Annotated in this window: 24 protein-coding genes; 9 read left to right on the top strand and 15 right to left on the bottom strand. The window is 32.3% G+C overall.

Features of this window, described 5'->3' with window-relative positions:
• Nucleotides 1-22: 22 nt before the first annotated feature.
• From rplW to rpsL, 7 genes are all read right to left on the bottom strand, one after another.
• A complete protein-coding gene (gene rplW / locus ABXT64_RS08395; RefSeq protein WP_443632482.1) occupies nucleotides 23-313 on the bottom strand; it encodes a 50S ribosomal protein L23 in 291 nt (96 codons plus the stop codon).
• Nucleotides 314-318: 5 nt separating this feature from the next.
• A complete protein-coding gene (gene rplD / locus ABXT64_RS08390; protein ID WP_443632481.1) occupies nucleotides 319-948 on the bottom strand; it encodes a 50S ribosomal protein L4 in 630 nt (209 codons plus the stop codon).
• Nucleotides 948-1,559, bottom strand: a complete 612-nt coding sequence (rplC, locus tag ABXT64_RS08385; RefSeq protein WP_443632480.1) for a 50S ribosomal protein L3 — start codon at nucleotides 1,557-1,559, stop codon at nucleotides 948-950. Before rplC ends, rplD begins: the two co-directional genes overlap by 1 nt.
• A gap of 160 nt (nucleotides 1,560-1,719) precedes the next feature.
• Complete coding sequence (gene rpsJ / locus ABXT64_RS08380; RefSeq protein WP_010181931.1) at nucleotides 1,720-2,025, bottom strand: 30S ribosomal protein S10; 306 nt, start codon at nucleotides 2,023-2,025, stop codon at nucleotides 1,720-1,722.
• Between the two features lie 9 nt (nucleotides 2,026-2,034).
• Nucleotides 2,035-4,164 (bottom strand): elongation factor G, encoded by a 2,130-nt coding sequence (fusA, locus tag ABXT64_RS08375; RefSeq protein ID WP_443632479.1) that lies wholly within the window; start codon nucleotides 4,162-4,164, stop codon nucleotides 2,035-2,037.
• 6 nt (nucleotides 4,165-4,170) lie between these two features.
• Nucleotides 4,171-4,647, bottom strand: coding sequence for a 30S ribosomal protein S7 (gene rpsG, locus ABXT64_RS08370; RefSeq protein WP_443632478.1), 477 nt, complete (start codon nucleotides 4,645-4,647; stop codon nucleotides 4,171-4,173).
• Nucleotides 4,648-4,673: 26 nt separating this feature from the next.
• Nucleotides 4,674-5,048 (bottom strand): 30S ribosomal protein S12, encoded by a 375-nt coding sequence (gene rpsL / locus ABXT64_RS08365; RefSeq protein WP_010230128.1) that lies wholly within the window; start codon nucleotides 5,046-5,048, stop codon nucleotides 4,674-4,676.
• Between the two features lie 248 nt (nucleotides 5,049-5,296).
• On the opposite strand from rpsL, the gene ABXT64_RS08360 reads away from it, so the two are divergent.
• The 6 genes from ABXT64_RS08360 (at nucleotide 5,297) to rlmB (ending at nucleotide 14,941) form a co-directional block, all read left to right on the top strand.
• On the top strand, nucleotides 5,297-6,919 hold the full coding sequence (locus ABXT64_RS08360; RefSeq protein ID WP_443632477.1) for a POTRA domain-containing protein: 1,623 nt from the start codon (nucleotides 5,297-5,299) through the stop codon (nucleotides 6,917-6,919).
• Nucleotides 6,920-7,039: 120 nt separating this feature from the next.
• Entirely contained in the window at nucleotides 7,040-10,303 is a 3,264-nt protein-coding gene (locus tag ABXT64_RS08355; RefSeq protein ID WP_443632476.1) for a SusC/RagA family TonB-linked outer membrane protein, read from the top strand.
• A gap of 19 nt (nucleotides 10,304-10,322) precedes the next feature.
• Nucleotides 10,323-11,996, top strand: coding sequence for a SusD/RagB family nutrient-binding outer membrane lipoprotein (locus tag ABXT64_RS08350; protein ID WP_443632475.1), 1,674 nt, complete (start codon nucleotides 10,323-10,325; stop codon nucleotides 11,994-11,996).
• An 18-nt stretch (nucleotides 11,997-12,014) separates the two neighbouring features.
• Complete coding sequence (locus ABXT64_RS08345; RefSeq protein ID WP_443632474.1) at nucleotides 12,015-13,010, top strand: hypothetical protein; 996 nt, start codon at nucleotides 12,015-12,017, stop codon at nucleotides 13,008-13,010.
• Nucleotides 13,011-13,143: 133 nt separating this feature from the next.
• Entirely contained in the window at nucleotides 13,144-14,097 is a 954-nt protein-coding gene (locus tag ABXT64_RS08340) for a T9SS type A sorting domain-containing protein (RefSeq protein ID WP_443632473.1), read from the top strand.
• A 103-nt stretch (nucleotides 14,098-14,200) separates the two neighbouring features.
• Nucleotides 14,201-14,941 carry a 23S rRNA (guanosine(2251)-2'-O)-methyltransferase RlmB gene (rlmB, locus tag ABXT64_RS08335; RefSeq protein ID WP_443632472.1) on the top strand — a complete coding sequence of 247 codons (741 nt, stop codon included), beginning with the start codon at nucleotides 14,201-14,203 and terminating at the stop codon, nucleotides 14,939-14,941.
• Here the strand turns inward: rlmB and ABXT64_RS08330 are convergent.
• Nucleotides 14,936-15,691 carry a rhomboid family intramembrane serine protease gene (locus ABXT64_RS08330; RefSeq protein WP_443632471.1) on the bottom strand — a complete coding sequence of 252 codons (756 nt, stop codon included), beginning with the start codon at nucleotides 15,689-15,691 and terminating at the stop codon, nucleotides 14,936-14,938. The genes rlmB and ABXT64_RS08330 overlap by 6 nt on opposite strands.
• Before the next feature lie 214 nt (nucleotides 15,692-15,905).
• Here ABXT64_RS08330 and ABXT64_RS08325 point away from each other — a divergent pair, with 214 nt between their 5' ends.
• From ABXT64_RS08325 to ABXT64_RS08315, 3 genes are read left to right on the top strand one after another with little or no spacing between them, the layout of a single operon-like run.
• The gene (locus ABXT64_RS08325) at nucleotides 15,906-16,841 is read left to right on the top strand and encodes a T9SS type A sorting domain-containing protein (protein WP_443632470.1); all 936 of its coding nucleotides are present in this window, start codon (nucleotides 15,906-15,908) and stop codon (nucleotides 16,839-16,841) included.
• A gap of 36 nt (nucleotides 16,842-16,877) precedes the next feature.
• Nucleotides 16,878-17,822, top strand: coding sequence for a T9SS type A sorting domain-containing protein (locus ABXT64_RS08320; protein ID WP_443632469.1), 945 nt, complete (start codon nucleotides 16,878-16,880; stop codon nucleotides 17,820-17,822).
• 42 nt (nucleotides 17,823-17,864) lie between these two features.
• Nucleotides 17,865-19,142 carry a replication-associated recombination protein A gene (locus ABXT64_RS08315; RefSeq protein ID WP_443632468.1) on the top strand — a complete coding sequence of 426 codons (1,278 nt, stop codon included), beginning with the start codon at nucleotides 17,865-17,867 and terminating at the stop codon, nucleotides 19,140-19,142.
• Here the strand turns inward: ABXT64_RS08315 and ABXT64_RS08310 are convergent.
• The 7 genes from ABXT64_RS08310 to ABXT64_RS08280 all read right to left on the bottom strand — a co-directional run bounded on the left by ABXT64_RS08310 (nucleotide 19,139) and on the right by ABXT64_RS08280 (nucleotide 26,266).
• Nucleotides 19,139-19,975 (bottom strand): hypothetical protein, encoded by an 837-nt coding sequence (locus ABXT64_RS08310; RefSeq protein WP_443632467.1) that lies wholly within the window; start codon nucleotides 19,973-19,975, stop codon nucleotides 19,139-19,141. The genes ABXT64_RS08315 and ABXT64_RS08310 overlap by 4 nt on opposite strands.
• Complete coding sequence (locus tag ABXT64_RS08305) at nucleotides 19,968-21,386, bottom strand: DUF5723 family protein (protein ID WP_443632466.1); 1,419 nt, start codon at nucleotides 21,384-21,386, stop codon at nucleotides 19,968-19,970. The genes ABXT64_RS08310 and ABXT64_RS08305 overlap by 8 nt, the downstream gene beginning before the upstream one ends.
• 3 nt (nucleotides 21,387-21,389) lie before the next feature.
• Entirely contained in the window at nucleotides 21,390-21,935 is a 546-nt protein-coding gene (locus ABXT64_RS08300) for a hypothetical protein (protein WP_443632465.1), read from the bottom strand.
• A 52-nt stretch (nucleotides 21,936-21,987) separates the two neighbouring features.
• Nucleotides 21,988-22,677: a YjjG family noncanonical pyrimidine nucleotidase gene (locus ABXT64_RS08295; protein ID WP_443632464.1), complete on the bottom strand. Its 690-nt coding sequence runs from the start codon at nucleotides 22,675-22,677 to the stop codon at nucleotides 21,988-21,990.
• Nucleotides 22,670-23,962, bottom strand: a complete 1,293-nt coding sequence (locus ABXT64_RS08290) for a DUF7033 domain-containing protein (RefSeq protein WP_443632463.1) — start codon at nucleotides 23,960-23,962, stop codon at nucleotides 22,670-22,672. The genes ABXT64_RS08295 and ABXT64_RS08290 overlap by 8 nt, the downstream gene beginning before the upstream one ends.
• 6 nt (nucleotides 23,963-23,968) lie before the next feature.
• The gene (radC, locus tag ABXT64_RS08285; protein WP_443632462.1) at nucleotides 23,969-24,667 is read right to left on the bottom strand and encodes a RadC family protein; all 699 of its coding nucleotides are present in this window, start codon (nucleotides 24,665-24,667) and stop codon (nucleotides 23,969-23,971) included.
• A gap of 246 nt (nucleotides 24,668-24,913) precedes the next feature.
• Complete coding sequence (locus ABXT64_RS08280) at nucleotides 24,914-26,266, bottom strand: UDP-N-acetylmuramate--L-alanine ligase (protein ID WP_443632461.1); 1,353 nt, start codon at nucleotides 26,264-26,266, stop codon at nucleotides 24,914-24,916.
• Nucleotides 26,267-26,411: the final 145 nt, after the last annotated feature.

Genomic DNA, 26,411 nt, shown 5'->3' with positions numbered 1-26,411 from the left:
TGTCTAATTTATCTAAGTTATCTTAGATGTTATTGTAAAAATCTATTGTATCACCTTCCGCCACCTGTACTATTGCCTTTTTAATTGCATTAGTTTTACCAGTTTGAACCCCCGTCTTTGTATGACGAGTTTTTCTATCAGGGCGGACATTTATAGTACGAACTTTAAGTACAGAAACTTCATAAGCAGCTTCAACTGCTTTTTTGATTTCCACCTTGTTCGCCTTAGGGTTTACCATAAAGCCATATCTGTTGAAATTCTCAACATCTGCTGTAGCTTTTTCTGTAATTATAGGTTTAATTAAGATATTCATCGTTTCTATTTACTTAAGTTTGTTTCAATTCCTTCCAAAGAACCTTCAAATAATACTAGGCTATTTGCATTCATAATTTTATAAGTACTTAAGTGTAAATTCGTTACAACTTCGGTCTTTTCTAAATTACGAGACGACAAATATAGATTATTATTTGATTCTCCCAACACAAATAAAGATTTTTTAGCATCTAGCCCTAAAGACTTTAAAAGTGCAGTAAATTCTTTTGTTTTTGGAGCATCAAAATTAAGGTCTTCAAGTACGATTATAGCTTTATCATTTGCCTTGATACTCAGGGCAGAACGACGCGCTAAACGCTTAAGGTTTTTATTTAATTTAAATGAGTAATTTCTTGGGCGTGGTCCAAACATACGACCACCACCTCTAAAAACACCAGACTTAATACTACCCGCACGAGCAGTACCTGTTCCTTTTTGTTTTTTAATTTTTCTTGTACTACCCGTAATCTCTGCACGCTCTTTAGCTTTATGCGTACCTTGACGTTGATTGGCAAGATATTGCTTTACATCAAGATATAATGCATGATTATTAGGCTCTATTCCATACACATCGTTAGAAAGGTCAACCTTTCTACCTGTGTCTTTTCCGTTTTTATCTAATACAGCTACCTTCATTATTTCTGAATAGTTACATAAGCATTTTTATGGCCAGGAACACATCCTTTAACCACAAGTAAGTTCTTTTCAGAAACTACTTTCAACACTTTTAGGTTTTGTACTTTTATTTTTTCATTCCCCATTTGTCCAGCCATACGCATTCCTTTGAATACTCTAGCAGGATATGAAGCTGCACCAATTGATCCTGGCGCTCTTAATCTATTATGTTGACCGTGCGTAGCTTGACCTACACCAGCAAACCCATGACGCTTTACAACCCCTTGGAATCCTTTTCCTTTAGATGTTCCAGAAACATCTACAAATTCACCTTCTGCAAAATGATCTACCGTGATAGTATCACCTAACTTGTACTCCTCATCAAATCCTTGGAATTCTACGACTTTACGCTTTGAAACGGTTCCTGCTTTTTTAGCATGCCCTTCAGCAGCTTTAGTAGCAGTCTTCTTGTCATCGAAACCAAGTTGAAGGGCTACATACCCATCAACTTCCTCAGTTCTGACTTGGGTAACAACACAGGGACCTAGCTCTATAACGGTACATGGAATATTTTTTCCATTCTCGTCAAAGATGCTGGTCATACCTATCTTTTTTCCAATTAACCCAGACATATTTATTTATTTATAATTATTAATATTCTATTATTGTTCTGAAACTACTTCAGATAAAAACAGGGTCAAAATAAATTCAACCCTGAATGTTATTTTGTTCCGTTTTTCCTTCGCTCGAAGCTCAGGACATGTTAACGAAGCTATTGCTTCTATAAAGTACTTAAACTTTAATCTCTACCTCTACACCACTTGGTAACTCTAATTTCATTAGAGCATCAATTGTTTTTGAAGAAGAACTGTAGATATCCAATAATCTCTTATAAGAGCTTAATTGAAATTGCTCTCTACTCTTCTTATTAACGTGTGGTGAACGCAATACTGTAAAGATTTTTTTATGAGTTGGTAAAGGGATTGGCCCTGTTACAACTGCTCCAGTACTTTTTACAGTCTTAACGATTTTTTCGGCAGACTTGTCTACTAAATTGTGATCGTAAGATTTTAGCTTTATTCTAATTTTTTGACTCATTGCTAAATATTAAGCGTTAACTGTTCCTTTTGTTGCTGCAATTACTTCTTCTGAAATATTAGAAGGAGTTTGTGCATAATGTGAAAATTCCATAGTCGATGTTGCACGACCAGAAGATAATGTTCTTAGGGTAGTTACATATCCAAACATTTCAGATAATGGTACAGTAGCTTTTACAGTTTTTGCTCCAGCTCTATCTCCCATATCACTCATTTGTCCTCTACGGCGATTTAAATCCCCTACTATATCACCCATATTCTCTTCAGGTGTAATCACCTCAATTTTCATAATAGGTTCCATTATAACTGCTTTCGCAGCTTTTGCCGCATTTTTAAATCCAATCTTAGCAGCTAATTCGAAAGATAATTGATCTGAATCCACATCGTGATAAGATCCATCTTTCAATGTTACTTTCATAGAATCAATTTCATATCCAGCTAATGGTCCATTGACCATTGCCATTTTAAATCCTTTTTCAATTGAAGGGATAAATTCTTTTGGAACATTACCACCTTTAATTATAGACTTAAATTGAAGTCCTGTTTCACCTTCATCAGCTGGCTCTACAGTAAATACAATATCAGCAAATTTACCACGACCACCAGATTGTTTCTTATAAACTTCTCTATGATCAGCAGCTTGCGTAATAGCTTCTTTGTACTCTACCTGTGGCTGCCCTTGATTAACCTCTACTTTGAATTCACGTTTTAAACGATCCACAATTACATCTAAGTGAAGTTCACCCATTCCAGAAATAATAGTCTGTCCTGAAGCTTCATCCGTTCTTACTGTAAAAGTAGGATCCTCTTCAGCTAATTTACCTAGACCAATACCTAATTTATCAACGTCTGCCTTAGTTTTTGGTTCAATCGCAATTCCAATTACTGGATCAGGAAAGTCCATAGACTCTAAAACAATAGGATGCTTTTCATCAGACAGAGTATCTCCAGTTTTAATACTTTTAAAACCTACTGCTGCTCCAATATCTCCCGCTTCTATAAAATCAATTGCATTTTGCTTATTAGCATGCATTTGATAGATACGTGAAATACGTTCTTTTTTACCAGAACGATTATTCAACACATAAGAACCAGCATCTAAACGACCAGAATATGCTCTAAAAAAAGCTAAACGACCTACAAAAGGATCGGTTGCAATTTTAAATGCTAAAGCCGCAAACGGTTCGTCCACACTTGGCTTACGAATTTCTTCTTTATCAGTATCAGGATTTACTCCAACAATACCATCCTTATCTGTTGGTGCAGGTAAATAACGACATACAGCATCTAATAAGAATTGTACCCCTTTATTTTTAAATGCAGAACCACAGATCATTGGAATGATAGACATATCCATTACAGCAGCTCTAAGTGCAGCGTGCACTTCTTCCTCTGTAATAGAATCTTCATCTTCCATATATTTTTCTAGCAAATCTTCATCATAAGCAGCAACTTCTTCAATAAGTTTGCCACGAAGAATTCTTGCCTCTTCTTTTAATTCTTCAGGAATATCAACAACATCAAACGTTGCTCCCATTCCTTCATCATGCCATATAATAGCTCTATTTTTAATAAGATCTACGATACCTTTAAAATGTTCTTCATCACCAATATTTAAAACAATTGGGACTGCATTAGAACCTAACATTTCTTTTACTTGCTTACAAACCATCATAAAATCAGACCCTTGACGGTCCATTTTATTAACAAAACCAATTCTTGGCACTTTGTAATTATCAGCAAGTCTCCAGTTTGTTTCTGATTGAGGCTCTACTCCATCGACCGCACTAAACAAAAATACTAATCCATCAAGCACACGTAATGAACGATTTACTTCAACCGTAAAATCAACGTGACCAGGAGTATCTATAATATTAAAGTGGTAATCTTTAGTCTCAGGAAGAATCTCAGCATTTTCCTTTGGAAATTGCCATGTACAAGTTGTTGCAGCAGAAGTAATTGTAATACCTCTCTCTTGCTCTTGCTCCATCCAGTCCATTGTAGCAGCACCATCATGTACTTCTCCAATTTTATGTGAAACACCAGTATAATAAAGAACACGCTCTGTTGTTGTGGTTTTACCAGCATCAATATGAGCAGCTATTCCAATATTTCTTGTGTATTTTAAATCTCTTGCCATTTCTTATTAAAATCTAAAGTGAGAGAATGCTTTATTTGCTTCAGCCATCTTGTGTGTATCTACACGTTTTTTAACTGCTGCACCTTCTTCTTTTGAAGCTGCAAGTATTTCGGCAGCCAATTTTTGAGCCATAGATTTTTCATTTCTTTTTCTAGCGAAAAGGATTAACCATTTCATAGCAGTAGAAATTTTTCTATCTGGACGTATTTGTCTTGGAATTTGAAAAGTAGCTCCACCAACTCTACGGCTTCGCACTTCTACGTGAGGCATTACATTTGAAAGAGCATCTTTCCAAAGCTCTAACGCTGTTTTTTCCTCATCTTGATTTTTTTCATCTACGATTTCAATTGCATCGTAAAATACCTTAAAGGCAACCGATTTTTTACCGTCCCACATCATGTTATTTACAAAACGCGTAACTAACTGATCGTTAAATTTTGGATCCGGTAAAAGAGGTCTCTTTTTTGCTGCTCTTTTTCTCATGTCTTCTTTTTAAAAAAATTTAAAAATTACTTTTTAGGGCGTTTTGCACCATACTTAGATCTACGTTGTGTTCTTCCTTCAACACCTGCGGTGTCTAAAGCTCCACGAACGATATGATATCTAACTCCTGGTAAATCTTTTACCCTTCCACCTCTAACCAATACTATCGAGTGCTCTTGTAAATTGTGACCTTCACCAGGGATGTATGCATTTACTTCCTTACCATTTGTTAACCTTACTCTTGCTACTTTACGCATAGCTGAGTTAGGTTTTTTAGGTGTAGTAGTATATACACGAGTACAAACCCCTCTTCTTTGAGGACACGAATCTAAAGCAGCCGATTTACTCTTCTTGGTTATTTTGGCTCTTCCTTTTCGTACTAATTGTGAAATTGTTGGCATATAAATTTATTATATTATATAATTCCCCTTTTTTAAGGGCTTGCAAAAATAGAAATTTATTTGATATATTCAAACCATAATTTATTATTTTTCAAAAGGTTTTTATTTTTTTTAGAATAACACAAGAAAAAAGTAACGGTAGCGTTAGATTTACAACTTAAATTTTCAATTTTTTGAAGCTGATTTTCTACATATTTATTTACCTTAATATATATACCGCATTTTTTAGCGATATATCAGCTCAAAATTTGATATTAACAATTAAAGCAAAAGAAAGCATTAATGAATCAGTTTTAGATTCATTAAATTACCAAAGAGAATTTAAAAATTTAAAGACTTTAATTTCGGAGATAGACTCTGTACAATCTAAATTAAACGCTAAAGGGTATATAGAGAATAACAGAAAAACTATTGTAAAAGAAAATGACAGTAGTTTTGTTTCAGAAATTAACTTCGGCACAAAGTATAGACATGTAAAGATTTTTTACAAAAGCAGTGATTTTTTAAAAGAAGATCTTCAGCAGGTCTCAACTATAATCTCAGAAGACTATTTTATTATTCCTTTTTCTTCAATTGAACAATCTTTACAAAAATTAAAATCTATTAAAACTGAAGAAGGAAATCCATTTCTAAAAATTCAACTTACAGATATTTCCGTAGAAGAAAATCAAACTTTATCCGCAAATTTAAATTTCAAAAAAGGAAATAAAAGAACGATTGACAAAATTATCATAAAAGGCTACGACAAATTTCCAAAATCTTTTTTAAAATATTACGCTGGCATAAAAGCAGGTACCCCTTTTGTTCAAAATAAAATTACACAACAAAATGAAACTTTAAACAACTTAGGTTTTACTGAAACGATTAAACCTCCTGAAGCATTATTTAAAAAAGACTCCACTTCTGTATATTTCTATCTTAAAAAACAAAACAACAATAAGTTTGATGGTATTTTAGGGTTTTCAACAGATGAAGAAAGTAATAAGTTAATTTTTAATGGATTTTTAAATCTTGAACTTAACAACAACCTAAACGCTGGAGAAAAGCTAACCATTAACTATAAAGCAGACGGAAACGAACAACAAAATTTTAAAGTAACTGTAGATATTCCTTATTTATTTAATTCTCCTATTGGACTAGGACTTGGACTATCTATATTTAAAAGGGACACTACTTTTCTTACTACAGAACAAATAATTAAAACAACGTATCAAATCAATACGAAGTCTAAAGGTTATCTTGGATATAAATCAAAAGAGTCTACTAATCTATTAAGTGATAAAATCACAGGATTAGATCTAGAAGATTACACGTCTAAATATATAATTTCAGGTGTTTCGCACTCAATATTACAGAGCAGAAGTTTATCTCCAATAAAGTCTTTAGTTGTAATTGATACCGAAATAGGAACAAGGAAGATAAATTCTAAAAAAGAGCAACAATTTCAGTTATCATTAAATTTACACCATATATTAAACCTTAATTCAAGAAATTCAATATACCTGAGAAATTCAAGCAGTTTCTTAAAAAGTGACAGGTATTTAGAAAATGAACTGTTAAGATTTGGCGGCATTAATAGCATCCGTGGTTTTAATGAAAATAGCATTGACGCATCATTTTTTACAACTTTAAACACAGAATACAGATACCTTATAAATGAATCTTTTTACCTACATACTATTGTTGATATTGGCTATTTTGAAAATCAATCTACAACAATTAAAGAAAAACTTTACAGTTTTGGTTTTGGAATGGGTATGAAAACAAAAGCGGGAATTTTCAAATTTAATGTTGCAAATGGAAATTCTGGTAATCAAACTTTTAATTTTTCAAACACAAAAATTCATTTAAGTCTTACTTCGCAATTTTAACTAAAAAGCAAGAATAGCTTTAAACAACAGTTAAAAAAAACCAAATTTTAAGATTAAAAAGTTGTGTATTTAACTTTTTATTGTGATTTTTGCGATTGGTTAATTCAAATAAATCATAAAATGAGAACAAAGTTTAGTGGAATTTTAACGCTATTATTAGCGTTTGTAGTGCAATTTACATTTGCACAAGAAAAAACAATCTCTGGTGCAGTGACCGATAATACTGGTCTGCCACTACCTGGAGTGAATATTATTGTAAAAGGCACAAGCAATGGGACACAGTCAGATTTTGACGGTAACTATGCTTTACAAGCTAGTGTAGGACAAACCGTTGTTTTTAGTTATGTAGGTTTTAAATCTACGGAGCAAGCTGTTTCGGTTAGTTCAACTACAATGAATGTTCAGATGGAAGAAGATGCTGCTCAACTTGAAGAGGTTGTTGTAACAGCTTTTGGTATTAAGAAAGAAAAGAAAGCATTAGGATATGCTGTTTCTTCTGTAAAAGCAGAACAAATTGAAGATAATCCTGAAGCCGATTTAACTCGTATTCTACAAGGAAAATCTGCTGGTGTTGACATTACAACCCAAAACGGAATGTCTGGATCAAGTAACAAAGTAATAATTAGAGGTATGAATTCTTTCTCTGGCTCTAACAATGCGTTATATGTCATTGATGGTGTTCCTTATAGTAATGACACAAATGAGTCTGGAAATTTCATTGATGGTAATATGGGTTCTAGTAGATCTTTTGATATTGATCCTAGTAACATTGAAAACATTGATATTCTTAAAGGTTTAGCCGCAACAACTTTGTACGGTACTGAAGGTAGAAACGGTGTAATTTTAATTACTACTAAAACTGGAAGTTCTAAATCTTTAGCTGGAAAACAAGAAGTTCAAATTTCTACTTCTTATTTCTTTAATAAAATAGCTTCATTACCTGACTATCAAAATAAATTTGGTGGAGGTTTTGATCAAGCTTTCGGATGGTTTTATAGTAACTGGGGTCCTGGTTTCTATAAAGACGGTGTTGGAGGATGGGGAGCTTTCGTTGATGATACAGGTCAAGACGGAACAAAACCTTTCAACTCTGATGCTACAGTAGCTCACCCATATTCTACATCTCAGTGGTTAAATACAAATAACCCTGAATTTCAAGAACAATATGAAGGTGCTAGATATGGTTGGAAGCCTAGAAATAGTGTTGAACAATTTTTCAGAACTGGTGGTACGGCTAATGCTTCTATAAATGTTAGGGGTAGAAGTGAAGATAATAAATTCACTTATGGTCTTTCTTTTGGACATCTTAATGATAAAGGGTTTACTCCTGGAAATGAGGTTTCAAGAAATAACTTAACTGTAGCTGGATCAGCAAAATTAAATAATAAAATAAACGTAAGAGGTTCTATAAATTATTCATTAACTAATTTAAAAACACCTCCTGTAGCTTTAAGTTTTGGTAGTAGTGTTGGTGGATCTGGTTCTTCTGTATTTGGAGATTTACTTTATACTCCACGAAATATAGATTTTTACGAGTTACCATTTGAATTACCTAATGGAGCAAGTATCTACTATAGAGATGATAATGCAATACAGCATCCTCTTTGGACTATCCAAAATGCTAAATTCGGACAAAACACAAATCGTGTTAATGGATTCGGAGCAATTGATTATAACATAACAGATAATATAAGTTTAAATTATCAAGGAAGTGTAGATAATTATTCAGAAGCAAACACCAACAAACAAAACAGAGGTGGTGTTACTGGTAATACTGTAACAGATTCTGGGTTTTACGCTACATGGGTTAATACAAATACAATAACAGATCATAAATTTGTATTAAGTGGTAATAACTATTCTTTCTTTAATGATAATTTAGACTTAGATTTCTTAGTTGGAGCAACTTCTAGGGGTACTTCTTTTAAAAGAGTTGGTGTATTTAGTAGTAATCAATCTGTATTTGATTCATTTATACATTCAGGTTTTGAAGAACATGCTGGAATTGAATATCAACAAAGAAGAAATATATTAGGTCTTTACGGTCAAATAGGGTTAAGTGTAAATAACATGCTTTACTTTAACTTCTCTGGAAGACAAGATTGGGTTTCAAATGCTGCAATAAACAATACTTTGTTTTACCCATCTGCTAGTGTTTCATTTATTCCTACTTCTGCTTTTCCTGGTTTGAAATCAGATAACGGAATTAACTACCTTAAATTAAGAGCTGGATATGGTACCTCTGCAAACTTTGCAACTGGTTACCCAACAGTAACAACTGCTAGTTTGAATACACAAGGTTGGATTAATTTAGGAGAGACACTTATTACAAATACGACTAGTTCTTCTATTGGTAATCCAAATATTAAACCAGAATTAGTTTCTGAAATTGAATTTGGTGCTGAAGGTAAATTATTCCAAAGAGTTAATTTTGATTTCTCTTACTACACTAGAGTTACTGAAGATTTAATTGTTCAAAATCAACCAATTCCTGTAAGTTCAGGTGCAAGTTTTAGTGATACTAATATTGGTGAGATTGAAGCTTTCGGTATTGAAGTAGATTTAGGAATTGATATATTAAAGAATTCTGATGGATTTAACTGGAGCTTTAACTGGAACTTCACAAAGAATGAAAGTGAAGTAACTGATATAGGGGATAATGATTTAATTATCTATGCAGGTTTTACTAACTTAGGTAATGGTGCTCGTGTAGGGTATCCTTTAGGTTCAATATTTGGTTCAAGAATTGCTCGTGATGAAGATGGTAACTTATTAGTTGAAGGAACTGGTAATTATGCTTCTGAAGAAGTTGATGAAGAAGGAATTCTTCCTTTCATAGGTGATCCAAATCCAGACTGGGTAATGAACTACTCGAATACATTCTCTTATAGAGGATTATCATTAGGGGTTTCGTTACAACATACTTCTGGTGGAGATATTTATTCTGTAACTGTTGCATCATTAATGGGTAGAGGTTTAACTACTGATACTGAAGATAGATTATCAACATTTATTTTACCTGGTATTAATCAAACAACTGGTTTACCAAATGACACTCAAATTAATAACTCTAACTTCTATTTCGATAATGGTTTTGCAAGTTCTGCAAATGAATTATCAGTTTATGATGGTTCTGTAGTTAGACTTAGAGAAGTATCTTTAGGTTATACTGTTCCTGCTAAATTTTTAGACAAAACTCCTTTTGGAAAAATAGTAATAAAAGCTAGTGGATTTAACTTATGGTATAATGCTTATAACACTCCTGAAGGAATTAATTTTGACCCTAACGTATCTGGATTAGGTTCTGGGAATGGTCAAGGATTTGATTACTTAACAGGTCCAAGTGCTAAAAGGTACGGTATGAGTATAAATGCAACATTTTAAATTATAAAAACAAAACAAAATGAAAAAAATAAATATAATATCAATATTTGTATTTCTAATTCTAGGTGTTTCATTTACTTCATGTGAAACAGTAGATTTAGATCTATTAGATGATCCAAACAATGTTACAACTGATAAAGCTGTACTAGAGCGTTACATGGTAGCCATTCAAGTTGACTTTGGTAAATTTGCTGAAGCAATGGGTAGAAATGGTTCTCAATTAACTAGACTTGAGCATCTTTTTGCTACTTCTTATAATAATGCTTTTGATCCTTCAAGTACTAATTTTGAATGGGGATTAGCTTACGAAGGAATGTTTTCGGATATGGTAGCTGCAAATGGCTTAGCAGAATCTATCGAAGGCTTTAAACATCAAGGTATCCTTAAGGTTCTTAAAGCTTATACTTTAATTACATTAGTAGATTACTTTGGAGATGTACCTTTTAGTGAAGCTAATAATCCAGCAGAATTTCCTGCACCATCTGTAGATGATGATGCTGCAGTATATCAAGCAGCTTTACTTATGTTAAATGAAGCAATAGATTTATTTGGTACAGATGCTTTAGGAATTGAAAATGATCTTTTCTATAACAATGATTTTGATAAATGGATTAATTTAGCAAATACATTAAAAATGACTGCTTATCTTAATACAAGATTAGTAGATGCTGATGCAACAAGTAAATTCAACGCTATAGTTAATGCTGGTAATTTTATATCTAGTAATGATGGTGATTTTCAATTTACTTATAGCACTGAAATTTTTGTTATTGATGAAAGCACAACTAATGATACTAGACATCCTGCATATCAATCTGATTACAATGTAGGTGGTGCTGGAAGATACAGAGCAAACTGGTTAATGGATGAAATGTTAAACGATAATGACCCTAGAATAAGGTATTATTTTTTCAGACAAAATGATTGTACTCCTTCTGCAACAGGATGTCCAGTAGATCCAGTAAGTTTATTCTGTTCAACAGAGTCACCTCCAGCTCATTATCCAGGTAGTATGATTTTCTGTGCAGTAGATAATGGTTATTGGGGTAGAGATCATGGATTTGCAGGTGGTATTCCTCCTGACTCATTTTCGAGAACTGCTTCAGGAGTTTATCCTTCTGCAGGAAACTTTGATGATGATAGGTTTTCTAGTGTAGTTTTAGGTGCTGGTGGTGCTGGTGCTGGTATGACTCCTATAGTGTTAGCTTCATGGGTTGACTTAATGCGTGCTGAAATGGCATTAGCTAATGGTAGTGTAGGTAATGCGAATGGCTTTATGCAAGCTGGTATGCAAAAATCTATTTCAAAAGTAATGTCTTTTGGATCTATTGATCCTGACGGTGACTTAAGTTTTGCACCTTCATCTGCTGATGTTGCTGCTTATATAAGTGCTAAAGGTGACGCTTTTGTTAATGCGCCTACTGCTAACGATAGATGGGAATTATTATCTATTCAATATTTAGTAGCTCATTTTGGTAATGGTTCTAATGCATATAATTTTTACAGAAGAACAGGTTTTCCTACTTCTTTACAGTTTAATATTGAACAGAGCCCTGGTAACTTTGTAAGATCATTCTTTTACCCAGCTGATGAAGCAAATACCAATATTAATATTCAACAAAAACCAAACGTAGATCAACAAGTGTTCTGGGATAATAACCCATCATCACCTGGTTTTCCATCTGCAAATTAATCTTAAAAAATATTTATTATGAAAAATATATTTAAAATAACATTAATTAGTTTCTTATTTATTGGGATAACTTCTTGCGAGGAAGGTGATTTACCAATTGACAACCTATATAATAATGTTGTTACTTCTGGATCAGTACTAAGAATATTAGACTTTCCAGCTGATTTAGTGACTATTGCAGGAGGTGAAATAACACCTAATTTCATCAGATACCAAATGGAAGTACAAGAAGGTGACGGTTCATCTTCTCCAGACTTTAAGGAAGTTAGAATGTATTTTGATGGTTTCGACGATCAAGATTTAGAATTTCCAACACTAGATGGTAATGGAAATATAATTGGCGAGCAATTATATAGAACTATTTCTAAAGCTGAATTTACAGAAATAAGTGAAATTAATGGATTACCAGAAATTACTGTTGAAGTTGCTACAAGATTCTTATTAGATGAATTCTTTGGTAATGCTGTATTCGGAAAAAACCCAAGTTTTATTAAAACTCGTTTTGAATTAGAAATGAATGATGGTAGAATCTGGAGTGATTATAATGCAGGTACTACTTTAGGTGGTCCTTATTTTGAATCTCCATTCACACATAGAACTATCTTTAAAATAGAAGAAGGATTAGAAACTAAAATGAAAGTAGATGAAGATGAACCTACAGTAGGTGAAATAGTAAAGTTTACAGTCGAAGTTAAAAACCTTGACCTTGTAAATGATAATAATGATATCACTATGCTAATATCACTTCCTGAGGGATTAACATATGATTCTGATGATGGTGAAGGAGCTTATGACCCTGCAACTCAAATTTATACTGTTGGTACTTTAGTTGCTGATAATGATGACATTGGTGACGATGAGGAGTATAAAGTTAAATTAAAATTATATGCAACTGTCAATGCAGGGACTGAGAATGATACTATTATTCCTTTGTTCCAAGAAGCAAGAGGAAGCTTACGTAATCCAGCTGTTGATCAAGATAAATTATTTGAAACAATGGTTGTACAGGATTAATATATCTTATATTTCTTTTAATAAAAAAAGGGATTTTCTTAATTGAAAATCCCTTTTTTTATTAAATTTAACTTTTAAATTCAATAATATTTAGCTATATTTGCTACATATACTAATATAAAAACATAATATTATGAAAAAAAATTATTTTTTAGCGTTCTTATTTGCATTTGCAATGATAAGTGTAAACGCACAAGACATTGAAGATGACATGGAGTCTTACACAGTTGGACAGCCTATTTTCCAAGATCATTGGACTGATTGGGGTTGTGGTGGTGGTGTTGGTTGTGCTATCATGTCTAGTGCTGATCAAGCATTAAGTGGTGGTCAATCAGGATATATACCAAATGACGGAACTACTGATGCTGTTCTTGACTTAGGTAACAAAATTTTTGGCGAATGGGGTCTTGCATTTTATCAATATGTTCCTTCTGGATCTGAAGGATATTGGAATTTACAAGGTGAAGTTCCTATTGGATCTGGTGAGTGGATTGTAGGTAATGTCTTCTTTAACCAAGCTTTAGCTACTCCAGGTGAAGGATCAATTGACGACTCTGCATTAGGAGCTGTAACTTTTAATTATCCTGAAGACCAATGGTTTCCAATTGTAATGAACTTTGATATCTCTTCTGGTATTTCTGCTGCTACTTGGGGTGTATGGGTTAATGGTGAAGTAGTAATTCCTGAAGGAACTGCTTTTACTAATGGAGCTGGAACTGTACCTACTAGTTTAGGTGGAATTGATTTCTTCTCTATCTCTACTACTAACAATTTCTATTTAGATGACGTTTATTATGAAGATACTCTTTTAGATCCAGATGATTTTCCAGTAGTATTAGGTTTAGCTGATTTAGATGCAAAAGGTTTTTCTGCATATCCAAATCCAGTAAATAACATCTTAAACTTAAGAGCTAACGAAGCAATTACTGCTATAGCTATCTATAATGTTTTAGGACAGCAAGTTTATAATGCAACTAATGTTGATGCATTAAATACTACTGTTGATATGTCAAGATTTGACAACGGTGCTTACTTTGTAAAAGTAAACGTTGGAGGTGCTGAAGGAACTGTAAAAGTTCTTAAATAAGAATTAATTCTTATTTGTATCTTAAATACAATATTAAAAGACTGCCTTTTTAGGCAGTCTTTTTTTTTAGGGATATATTTGCAAAAATTATAGTACAATACACATGAGTAATAAAGAGGCTACCATATTTGGAATTTATCCAGTTCAAGAGGCTGTTTTATCTAAAACAGTCATTGACAAAATATACATTCAAAAAGGAATTATCAATTCTACCATTGATAGTATCACAAAAGAACTTGAATCTAAGGACACTTCAATTAATTTTGTCCCTATTGAAAAGCTGAATAGATTAACACGAGGTAATCATCAAGGAATTGTCGCCATCACCTCCCCTATTTCATTTCACTCTTTAGAAAGAATTGTTGAATCTACTATAGAACAAAAAGAAAAACCACTCTTTTTAATTTTAGATCAAATAAGTGATGTTCGTAATTTTGGAGCAATTATAAGAACCGCAGAATGTACTGGAGTAGATGCTATCATTATTCAGAAAAAAGGAGGCGCTCCTATTACTGGGGATACGGTAAAAACATCTGCTGGAGCTATTTTTAATTTACCGATTTGTAAAGTGGACCATATTAAAGATGCAATCTTTTACCTTCAAGCATCAGGAATTGAAACTATTGCTGCTACAGAAAAGACTGAAACCAGTATATATCAAACAGATTTTAATAAGCCTTTAGCCATTATTATGGGCTCTGAAGGAAAAGGAGTATCAAAGTCCATATTAAATTTGGTAGATCATAAAGCAGCCTTGCCTTTAAAGGGTGAAACAAACTCTCTAAACGTGTCTGTTGCTTGTGGTGCCTTCTTGTATGAAATAATTCGCCAAAGAAGCTTATAAGTCCTTATTTGGTTTACTTTTATCTTTCTTTATAATATATCGTATTGTAAACGGAGGTGAATCATCAACCTCAGTTATTTCCTTTGGTTTTTCTATAAAATTTCCATCTTCATCAAACTGCTGTAAAAAAGGATCTTCTTCCGGATTAAAGTCTTCTTGTTCCCAGGCATATTTCTTATTTTCTAATAATGGAGGGTTTTTAAATACTAATGCAAATACAAAGCCTACTAAAAACCCTGAAAGATGCCCTTCCCATGAAATTTTTGGATCAATTGGAAATAAATACCATATAAAACCACCATAAAGAAATATTACTATAAAAGAAAGTGCTGTTAATTGATATTGTTTCGAAAAAATTCCTTTAAACATCAAGAAAGCGGTAAGCATGTAAATAACACCACTAGCTCCTATATGCAAAGAAGGTCTTCCTATAATCCATGTTAAAATTCCTGTTAATAGTATTCCTAAAAACAATACTTTCCAACGAATATTCTTATAAAAATAAAATAAGGCAGTAGACAAAACCACTAAGGGTATGGAATTATTAAAAAGATGAGAACTATCCCCATGAATAAATGGTCCAAAAAGGATTCCTCTCAATCCTTCTATTTTTCTAGGATAAATCCCGAAACGATTGAAATTTAAATTGAATCGAGACTCAAGCCAAAACACAAAAACTATCATTAATAAAAATAGCAATGGATACATTAGATCCTTAGTAGAAAATTGTAATTCGTTTTTAGATTTCATGTGTCTATATTATTCTATTAAGCTGTTACATGCTGCCTGTCTGCCGCAGGCAGGTTTGTTATTAGTTATCTCGTTGGGTGATAACCTTTTTAGCATGCTCGTTTCATAAAATCATTATTGCAATAAGCAGTCCTAAATATAATGAATGAAATTTTGGCAGTTTCTTAATAAAAAGCAGTAACTTGAAGTACTCCCCTACTTTAATTTATTTATTATGAAAAAACTTTATTTTTCAGCAATACTATTTCTAATAGCTATTGGTATTAATACAGCCCAAGAAATTGAAGATGATTTTGAGTCATACACGCTGGAGCAGCCTATCAACGAGGCACATTGGACCGATTGGGGCTGTGGCGGTGGTGCAGGTTGTGCTATCATGTCAACAGATGCCCAAGCACGAAGTGGTAGCAAATCTGGGTTAATACCAAATGATGGAACTACGGATGCTGTATTAGATCTAGGAAACAAGATTTTTGGTGTTTGGGGTCTTTCATTTTGGATGTATGTACCATCAGGAGCTGAGGCATACTGGAATTTACAAGGAGAAGTTCCTATTGGAGCTGGTGAGTGGATTGTAGGTAATATCCATTTTAACCAAGATTTAGCTACACCAGGCGTTGGATTAATTGACAATTCTGCATTAGGGGCTATAAACTTTGATTTTCCTCATGATCAGTGGTTCAATGTAATAATGTATTGGGATATTAGTTCTGGTATTTCGACAGCTACATGGTTAATGTATGTTAATTTTACTGAAGTAATACCTGAAGGCACTGCATTTACAGATAGTGCTGGCACCTCACCTACTAGTTTAGGTGGAATCGATTTCTTCTCAATTACTACAAATAATGAGTATTATATTGATGATGTATATTATTGTGATAAAGAAGGATGCATCATATTAAATACAGAATCATTTAATGAAATAGAGTTTATAGCAAGTCCAAACCCTGTGTATGACATTTTACACCTAAGTGCTAAGGAAATGATTTCTGAAGTCACTCTATATAATTTGCTTGGACAAGAAATTTTTCAGAAAAAAATAAATGCATTAGACTCTTCTATTGACATGTCAAGCTATCAAAAAGGCATCTATATTTTAAAAACTAAAATTGGCGATACTGAAGGTTCTGTAAAAATTATAAAATAATTTAAAAACAAACTCCCCTACTCTAAAATAACAATTATGAAAAAAAAATACTTTTTGGTAATTTTAATTGCTTTCGCAATGCATAGTGTAAATGTAAATGCACAAGACATAGATGATGATATGGAGACTTACACTGTTGGGCAACCTATCTTTCAAGATCATTGGACCGATTGGGGTTGTGGTGGTGGTGCAGGTTGTGCTATCATGTCAACAGATGCCCAAGCACGAAGTGGTAGCAAGTCTGGGTTAATACCAAATGATGGAACTACGGATGCTGTATTAGATCTAGGAAACAAGATTTTTGGTGAATGGTATCTTGGATTTTTCATGTATGTCCCATCTGGAGCTGAGGCATACTGGAATTTACAAGGAGAAGTTCCTATTGGAGCTGGTGAGTGGATTGTAGGTAACATCCACTTTAACCAAGATTTAGCTTCACCAGGCGTTGGATTAATTGACAATTCTGCATTAGGTGCTGTTACTTTTAATTTTCCCCATGATCAATGGTTTTTTGTGGTAATGTACTGGGATATTACTTCTGGTATATCAAATGCAACATGGGAAATGTGGGTTGATTTTACTGAAGTAATACCTGCAGGAACTGCATTTACTGATAGTGCTGGTACCTCACCTACTAGTTTAGGTGGAATCGATTTTTTCTCTATTACAACAAATAATGAGTTTTATATAGATGATGTTTATTCTTGTGATGAAGAAGGATGCCTCATATTAAATTTAGAATCATTTAAAAATTTAGAATTTATAGCAAGTCCAAACCCTGTGAATGACATTTTACACCTAAGTGCTAAGGAAGTGATTTCTGAAGTCACTCTATATAATTTGCTTGGACAAGAAATTTTTCAGAAAAAAATAAATTCATTAGACTCTTCTATTGACATGTCAAGCTATCAAAAAGGCATCTATATTTTAAAAACTAAAATTGGCGATACTGAAGGTTCTGTAAAAATTATAAAATTTTAGTTACACCTTTTAAGAGGTATATTTATATTGTATTTTTACAGTATGAATATACCTTTAGCTGAAAGAATACGTCCAAAATCATTAAACGATTATTTGAGTCAGACTCATTTAATTGGTGATGAAGGCTCCATAACGCAACAGCTAAAATCAGGTGTGTTTTCTTCCATGATTTTTTGGGGTCCTCCTGGTACTGGAAAAACTACGTTGGCTAACATTATCGCTAACCAATCCGACCGTCCTTTTTATGCTTTAAGCGCTATAGATAGTGGCGTTGCTGCTGTAAGAGAGGTGATTGAAAAAGCAAAAAAAAGTGACACTTTATTTTCGAATAAAAACCCAATACTTTTTATAGATGAAATCCATCGTTTCAGTAAATCGCAACAAGATTCATTATTAGGAGCTGTTGAAAAAGGATTGGTGACATTAATTGGTGCCACTACTGAAAACCCAAGCTTCGAAGTAATTCCTGCACTTTTGTCTAGATGTCAAGTATATGTTTTAAAGCCCTTCTCTAGAAAGGATCTAGAAGATCTTCTAAAACGGGCAATCAAAAAGGATGAAATCCTTTCAAAGAAAAAAATCACTTTAAAAGAAACAGAAGCAATCATCCGACTTTCAGGTGGAGATGCTAGAAAATTACTGAATATTTTAGAGTTGGTTGTTCTTTCAGAAGAAAAAGATAAAGTAATCGTAACCAATGAAATGGTTCAGAAAAAAGTACAAAAAAATACGGTATTGTATGACAAAACTGGCGAACAACATTACGATATAATTTCAGCTTTTATAAAATCAATTAGAGGAAGTGATCCTAATGCAGCGGTATATTGGCTCGCAAGAATGATAGAAGGAGGTGAGGATTTAAAGTTTATTGCGAGAAGGTTACTTATTTTGGCTTCCGAAGATATAGGCAATGCAAACCCAACTGCTTTGGTTTTAGCCAACAATACGTTCCAAGCTGTTTCAGCCATAGGCTATCCTGAATCTAGAATAATATTAAGTCAGTGTGTTATTTATTTGGCAACTTCTCCTAAAAGTAATGCATCGTATAAAGCCATTGGCAAAGCACAAACAATGGTAAAACAAACAGGAGATTTATCTGTTCCTCTTGATTTAAGAAATGCACCAACAAAGCTTATGAAAGAGCTCGATTATGGTAAGGAATATCAATATGCTCATGACTATGAAGGAAATTTTGTAACTCATGAATTTTTACCTGAAGAAATAAAAGGTACTGCTTTTTATGAACCTGGTAATAACTCGAGAGAGAACTCGATAAAATTATATTTAAAAAGTCTTTGGAAAGAAAAGTATGATTATTAATCAATAAACTTATAAATCATTTTTTCTGAAGAATTATCGATAATCAAATTTAAAGACTCATCAAAATAGGCATCTACTAACTTTTCTTTAAGACCTAAATAAAACACGTTAGATTTTGAAATAAGGACTTCCCCTAATAGCAGTAATCCATTATTATTATCAGCTGCATAAGGGTTAAATGTCACATCTTTATAGAGACTATACCCTTTATTTGTTTTTCTTAATAAAAACAAATCATTATCTATCTTGTAAGTATTATACTGTTTAGAAGGAAATTTAGGTATGACAGTCGTTGCCTTTATTGTTTCTTGATTAGAGGATTTTACTACATTATTATTATTTATTTCTTCTGAAACAGTAGCTTCTTTTTTTATTTCAGTAGTAGATGAAACCTCTTCAAATGAAATCTCTTTTTGATTCACCTCAAGGCCAATAATATTCGCAAAAGCTTTTCTTAAGGCATCATTAAAAACTTTGTTAAATTCTTTTATTTTACTTCTTCCTTCAGCAGATCGGTATACTTCATTGCCATGACAGTCATTAATAACAATTTGTAATTTTGTATAAAGAACTGCTCTAACTTTAATAACATCAGCTTTTAGCCCATCACAAATAATAAAATTTTCAGGTAGTTCATTTTCGAAAAATGCGTGAAAGCCGTATTTATTAAATAGAAATTTAGTTAAAGAGTTTATTTGATATTTATCTTTTTCTGAAAGGAAATCATACTGTTCTGGAATAACAATGTAACTATAATTACTTAAGGTCTTTTGAGTATAACCATTTGTAAAAAAACAAAAACACAAAACAGTTATAAACACGTATTTACTCATTCTTATCTATTTTAAGGTTAAACCCTAATTGTAAAGATACGTTTTTCGCCTTTGCTACATTTTGATACTTTAAAATATTATCTACAGCGATATAAAAGTTAAACCAATTAAAATTGGTGCTAAGTCCCATACCTAAGTTAGATGATGAATATGAATCTACAGTATAAGTAAGCTTACCTGTTATAAAATTACCAAATCTTCTTTTATAAAATGCAGTAACTGCTAATTGTAATCTTTTTGGTCTTTTAATTGCAAAAAGTTGCATCCCTACTTCTTCTCTAAAACCATCCCCATCATCTTTATTTAAACAGTCACAAACTTTTGCATTTTGGCTTCTTCCAAAACCATATTTAATACTTGCATTTACTTTTAAAGGTCGAAATTGAGTATACGATGAATTTATAGTGTCTAAAGGAATATCATCTTCAAAATTATTTTCAACGTCATCATAATAATCAAATGTTGATTGACCACCGCTTAAAGGAGGAAATAAAAGTTCAATTCCATCCAAGGTATGGTTTCCCCTTGCTACATAACTTTCAGCATCATTTTTATGAAAAACAGCACCTAAATCTATCAAACTAGCTGTTGCCGTAAACTTTCTATTGATTTTATAAGTTGCCCCTAGATCAAAACCTAATCCTAAATTACCGCCTAGAAAGGCTCTTTTAATAACTTTATTCATTACTTCTGCAGAAGAATTAGCCTCACTTAATGTTTGTATTCCAGAAGTTTCTACTGTTACATTAGCTCCTATAATTTGATGCTGATAAATATTATCTGAGCCTTCAACTTCCTTTGTTACAAAGACACCGCCATTATTAACACTTCTAGCATGTGCAATACTTGAATATATTTTTCCTCTAACACCTAAGGTTAATTTCTCGTTGATTTGTTTATTAGCTCCAAAATGAAATACAGACAATAACTCTGCAGTTAAACTAATATCATTAAAGTCAAATTCTCTTTCAAGATAATCTCTATTACCATCCCAAGCTAGAACTGCCCAATCTTTAGGGAAATATGTAAATATATCTAACTCTTGATAAATTCCTCCTGAAAAGTATATCCCTTTAGGATTTTTCCAACCAAAACTTAATAATTCCAATTGTTGATTAACAGAAAAGAAATCTGTTGATTTCATACCATATATAATATTTTGAATCCGAGTATTTATATCAACACTTGAACTACCAAATATATCGTAAGCGCTTACACCTGAAGAACCAAAATGAAATGAAAATTGCGACAAAAATGGAATTCCTACATGATAATCCTGTTCCATAGTAGTAGATGGGTTTACTAATAAGGATTGTGGGATATCTCCAAAATCATATAAAATTTGTTTGTTCTGACCATAAGTCAAAGCCCCAATTAAGGGAATTAATATAAAGCATAGTAGGTTACGCATAGCTTAAATTTCTAAAAAATAGGTTGTTTTGGACTGAAGATTTAGGGCTCCTTCAATGTTTTCAATAGAAGTAGGGACAGTAACATTAACTACAACTTTAGAAGCGCGTGTCAAATCGATTATTCCTTGATCTTCTATGTTCTCAATATGTTCTAGAAGCAACGGGGCAGTTGTCGAACCAGCTGGTATATCTATAACCAGCTCATATTTCAGGACATTATTATCATTCAAGAATCTAAATTCAGTTATAAAATCAAGGTTTACTGAGTTTTCAAATCTAAATAAGAATTCTGCTCTTTTTAAATCTTCTTGTACAAAAGTACCGTCTAAAAAATTCAGGCTGGTTGTATCTGAAACTGTTAATAGTTGTTCGCCTGTGATAGGATTAAAATAATCGTTTTCATCTAAAGCGAAGTAAATAAAATCCAATTCTAAAACTGGAGTTATAACAATATCATCTGCCTGATCAAAATCGGTATCTTTTACGCAAGAGGTAAAACATACCATTATTAGAGCAGACCAAAATAGTAGGTATAATGGCTTATTCATAATTAAGGGGTTTTTTTATAAATAACGCTCTAAAGTAATGAAATATTTTATATTAAAGATATCTTTTCAATTCTATTAGGTCATCAATTATGTTAAATTTTGAAGGCACACTCTCTTTTCTATAATTATACAATATCGTTTTCATTCCTATATTTTCAGCTCCTAAGATATCTGCTTCAAAGGAATCGCCTATCATTATACTTGATTTAGCAAGAGTTTTTGCTTTCTTAAGAGCAGTATGAAAAATTAATGGATTAGGTTTTTTTACTCCTATTTCATCTGAAGTCGTAACAGTTGTAAAATATTTATCAATCCCACTTCTTTCTAGTTTCAAGCGTTGAACTTCATCAAACCCATTTGTAATAATATGCAGAAAATATCTTTCCTTTAAATAGGTTAAAATTAACTCGGCTCCTTTAAATAAATGGTTATTGCCCGGAAGCTCATCTATATAACTTTCAGCTATTTGATCAATTTCTGACACTTCAAATTTCATATTTAATTCACTGAAAGCATCAATAAGTCTTCCCCTTCTTAGTGCTAATTTGGTCACTTTATCTTCACGAAATAATTTCCAATAGTCAAAATTAATAGGTTCGTAAACAGCAATGAATTCTTTTAAATTAACTTCAATATTATGTTTATTTAATACTCTTTCAAAAGCAAGCATTGAGTTTTTATCAAAATCCCATAGGGTATGATCCAAATCAAAAAATACATCGGTTATCTCTTTTTTATACATAATCTTGAAGTTTTTCTGAGAATAAAAATCTCCATACTTTATTTTTCTTGATATCTATAAAATCTAAATTGGTGAAGAATATTGAAAATGTCCCATTCACTTGGCTTACTGAATCTTTAACTTCCAATATTAAATCTTTAATATCTTCAGATTTTTTATTTTTAAAAGAACTAGTAGTCAGCGCTATAGGATGTATTACCAAAGGTGTTTTTATTTCATAATCTAGATCATAAAATAGAAATGGAGTACAAGTACTTGCTCTAAACCCAATGTATTCTTCATAAACCATTGTAAAATCTCTTTCTACCTCTACTTCAATTAGGTTTCTATAAAAATCAGGAAGGTTTACATAATACCCTTTATTTACGGAATTGGTTAGTTCAGAATTTATAATACTTTCTAATTGCTCTTTCTCTTTTTTAATAGCATTGATATTTAATAAAGAAATAGATGAAAAAATAAGCCCAATGTTTTTATAATCTGAAAGAAACTTTATTAGCATCCTATACTTTTTCTTTTGAGTATTAATTCCTTCGTAATAATTGAGATCATTTCCCATTAGAAAAAACACAGTTAACTTCGTGCTACTGTTTTTAATTAGCGATACTACCCATTCAAAAGTATTAAAAGGATCTTCTTTAATTCCTAAGAGAACTTTGGTCCTTCTAAAGTTTTTACTGATTCGAAATTTTAATGAGTCCTTTGTATAGCCAATAATTGATTTAAGTAAGCCTTTTTCTTTAAACGCATAAGGATTACTAGCTTCAATCAAATTATGAATTTCCATTGTTTTCTTTAAAAACACAAGTGCGGGAAAACTTTCAGACAAAACTTCTTTAAACTTATATGCCCAAATATCAATAACAGGGTATTGTAAAAAGTCTTCTTTAAAAGCTAAGCTTTCAGAAGCAGGAAATCTACCTTGTTCATCTTTAACATGCGGTAAATATTCTTCATATCGACTTAATAAATAGAAACTAGCTGAAAATATATCGAAGGGCAAAGCACTTTTATCACTTACTTGAAAAAAGCATTTTGTTTCTTCCCAATTTTTCACGGTAAGTTCAACACTTTCAATTCCTTGATGGCTTAAAATTATATGGCTTTGTAGAAAAAGCTCATTTCCTAAAGGTTGTTTTCCATACGATAGTTTGGGTCCTTCCTCTGCAATAAAAGTTTCAATTGCATTTGTAAACTTAATTTCTATCCCTAAAATTCTAGTACAAATATGTTTAAATACATACGTAAATCTAGGAGTTATTTTCTGGGTATAAATTAAAAGCATTATTAACTATAATAAGTTTTCATCTGCAAAGCTAAAATACGTTTTTTCAGTAATTATAAGATGATCCAGCACCTTAATATCTAAACTCTCGGCTGCTTTTTTTAATTTTTGTGTAAGTTGTTTATCAGCATGACTAGGTTGTATTGCTCCAGAGGGATGATTATGTGCTAAAATTAATGCAACAGCCCCTATCTGTAGTGCATTCTTTAACACTAAACGGATATCGACAAGCGTTCCGGTAATACCTCCCTTGCTTATTTGTGATTTATGAAGCACTTTATTTGAATTATTTAAATACAAAATCCAAAATTCTTCATGGGGTAACTCCCCTAATATTGATTGCAAAATTTTAAAAGCATCGTTACTAGAGGTAATTTTATCTTTCTTTATTCCTTCAGATGCACGATGTCTCCTACTCAATTCTAATGCTGAAATAATTGCTATAGCTTTAGCCTCTCCTATTCCTTTAAAAGTGGTTAAATCGGAAACTGAACATTTACCTAGTTCATTTAAATTGTTTTTTACCGAAGCTAAAATTCGCTTACTCAATCCAACAGCGCTTTCATTTCGACTGCCAGAACCAATTAAAATGGCTAACAATTCTGCATCACTTAATGCAATTTTTCCTTTCTGAAGTAATTTTTCCCTTGGACGATCGTCCTCATTCCATTGTTTAATGGAAAATGAATTTGTTTCGTATTTCAAAATAACATGAATTTCTTCCTAGGGAGTGTTTAAAGATAATCATATATTTAAACTGAAAAAAATTTCTCATTTAATATTTATTATGAAAACATTATTTGAAACTGAAGCATTTGAAGAGATTACAAATAGAATTGAAAGTTTAGACCAACATACAAAGGCTACATGAGACAAAATAAATTATATGATTCTCCATACCACTAGGATTGCAACATTAATAAACAATGATTGCATTAATGAAATGTATACCTAAAAAAGATTTTTCACCTCTTCAAAATCTAAACCTCCATAATCACCACTACTCATTAACAATAGAGAGCTTTCATTAAACTCTTGTGAAAACAAGAAATCTTTAAATCCTTTAGGTTCTGTGAAAATCACTAAATCTTCTCTTTGGAAAGCATCTGCAATTTGCTGGCTACTAATAGCTTCTAGTTTTTTTATTTCTACAGCATGGGGTGAATAAAAAACAACAGCCACATCTGCAGCATCTAGGGCTCCTTTATATTCGGTTAAAAATTTAGGGTTTAAACTACTATAGGTATGTAACTCAAGACACGCAATTAATTTTCTGGTTGGAAACTGTGCTTTTAAAGCTTCTGTGGTTGCTTTCACTTTTGAAGGAGAGTGTGCAAAGTCTTTATAAGATATAGAAGTTGTGCTCTCCGCTATTTTCTCTAAACGCTTACTTGCACCTTGAAAGGTAGAAATAGCCTCATAAAAATCTGCTTCATCGACCCCCATTTGTTGACAAATCCACTTAGCTCCTGCTAAATTGTTTAGGTTGTGTTTCCCAAACACTTCTACGGGCATCGGACCATCTTCAGTTGCTAATAAAGTAACACCATTTTCTACTGTATACTCAGGTGTTTTATACGGAAACTTACGAATGGTATTTTCTGAAGCTTCTACCACTTCTTTTAAAGCTAGATCTTCTTCATTATAGGTAATGGTTCCTCCTTTTACAATAGAATCTACAAAAATACTGAATTGTTCTACATAGCCCTCAAAAGTTGGAAACACATTGATATGATCCCAAGCAATACCACTTATTAAAGCTATATTAGGTTGGTATAAATGAAATTTTGGACGTCTATCTATTGGAGAACTTAAATACTCATCTCCTTCTAACACAATAAAATCATTTTCTTTTGTCAGTTTAACCATTACATCAAACCCTTCTAACTGTGCACCAACCATATAATCCACATCTTTATCGTAGTAATGCATTACATGCAAAATCATAGAGGTAATTGTTGTTTTTCCATGGGAACCTCCAATTACTACCCGTGTTTTATTTTTGGATTGTTCGTATAAAAACTCTGGATAAGAATATATTTTAAGTCCTAAATCTTGTGCTTTTAGTAATTCGGGATTGTCTTTTTTTGCATGCATTCCTACCACTACCGCATCTAGGTTTGAGCTGATTTTTTCTGAAAACCAACCAAACGCATCTGGCAACAATCCATGCGATGCTAATCTGCTTTTTGAAGGATCAAAAATTTCGTCATCGCTTCCAGTAATGTGTTCACCTTTTAAATGCAATGCTATGGCTAGATTGTGCATAGCACTGCCGCCTATGGCTATAAAATGTATGTTCATAAAACAAATTTAATATGCGTAAAGATACATATTGAAGAATAATTTTCTTTGAAAAAATATAATATATTGTTCGCTTAACTATGTAGTTGCCTTAAGGATAATAGTGACAACCTTTTTAAGGAATTTACCTTGAAAAGATATAAAA

Origin of the sequence: Candidatus Marifrigoribacter sp. Uisw_064, assembly GCF_047730175.1 — a bacterium.
GTDB lineage: Bacteria > Bacteroidota > Bacteroidia > Flavobacteriales > Flavobacteriaceae > Marifrigoribacter.
This window is presented reverse-complemented; position numbering and strand designations above follow the sequence as displayed.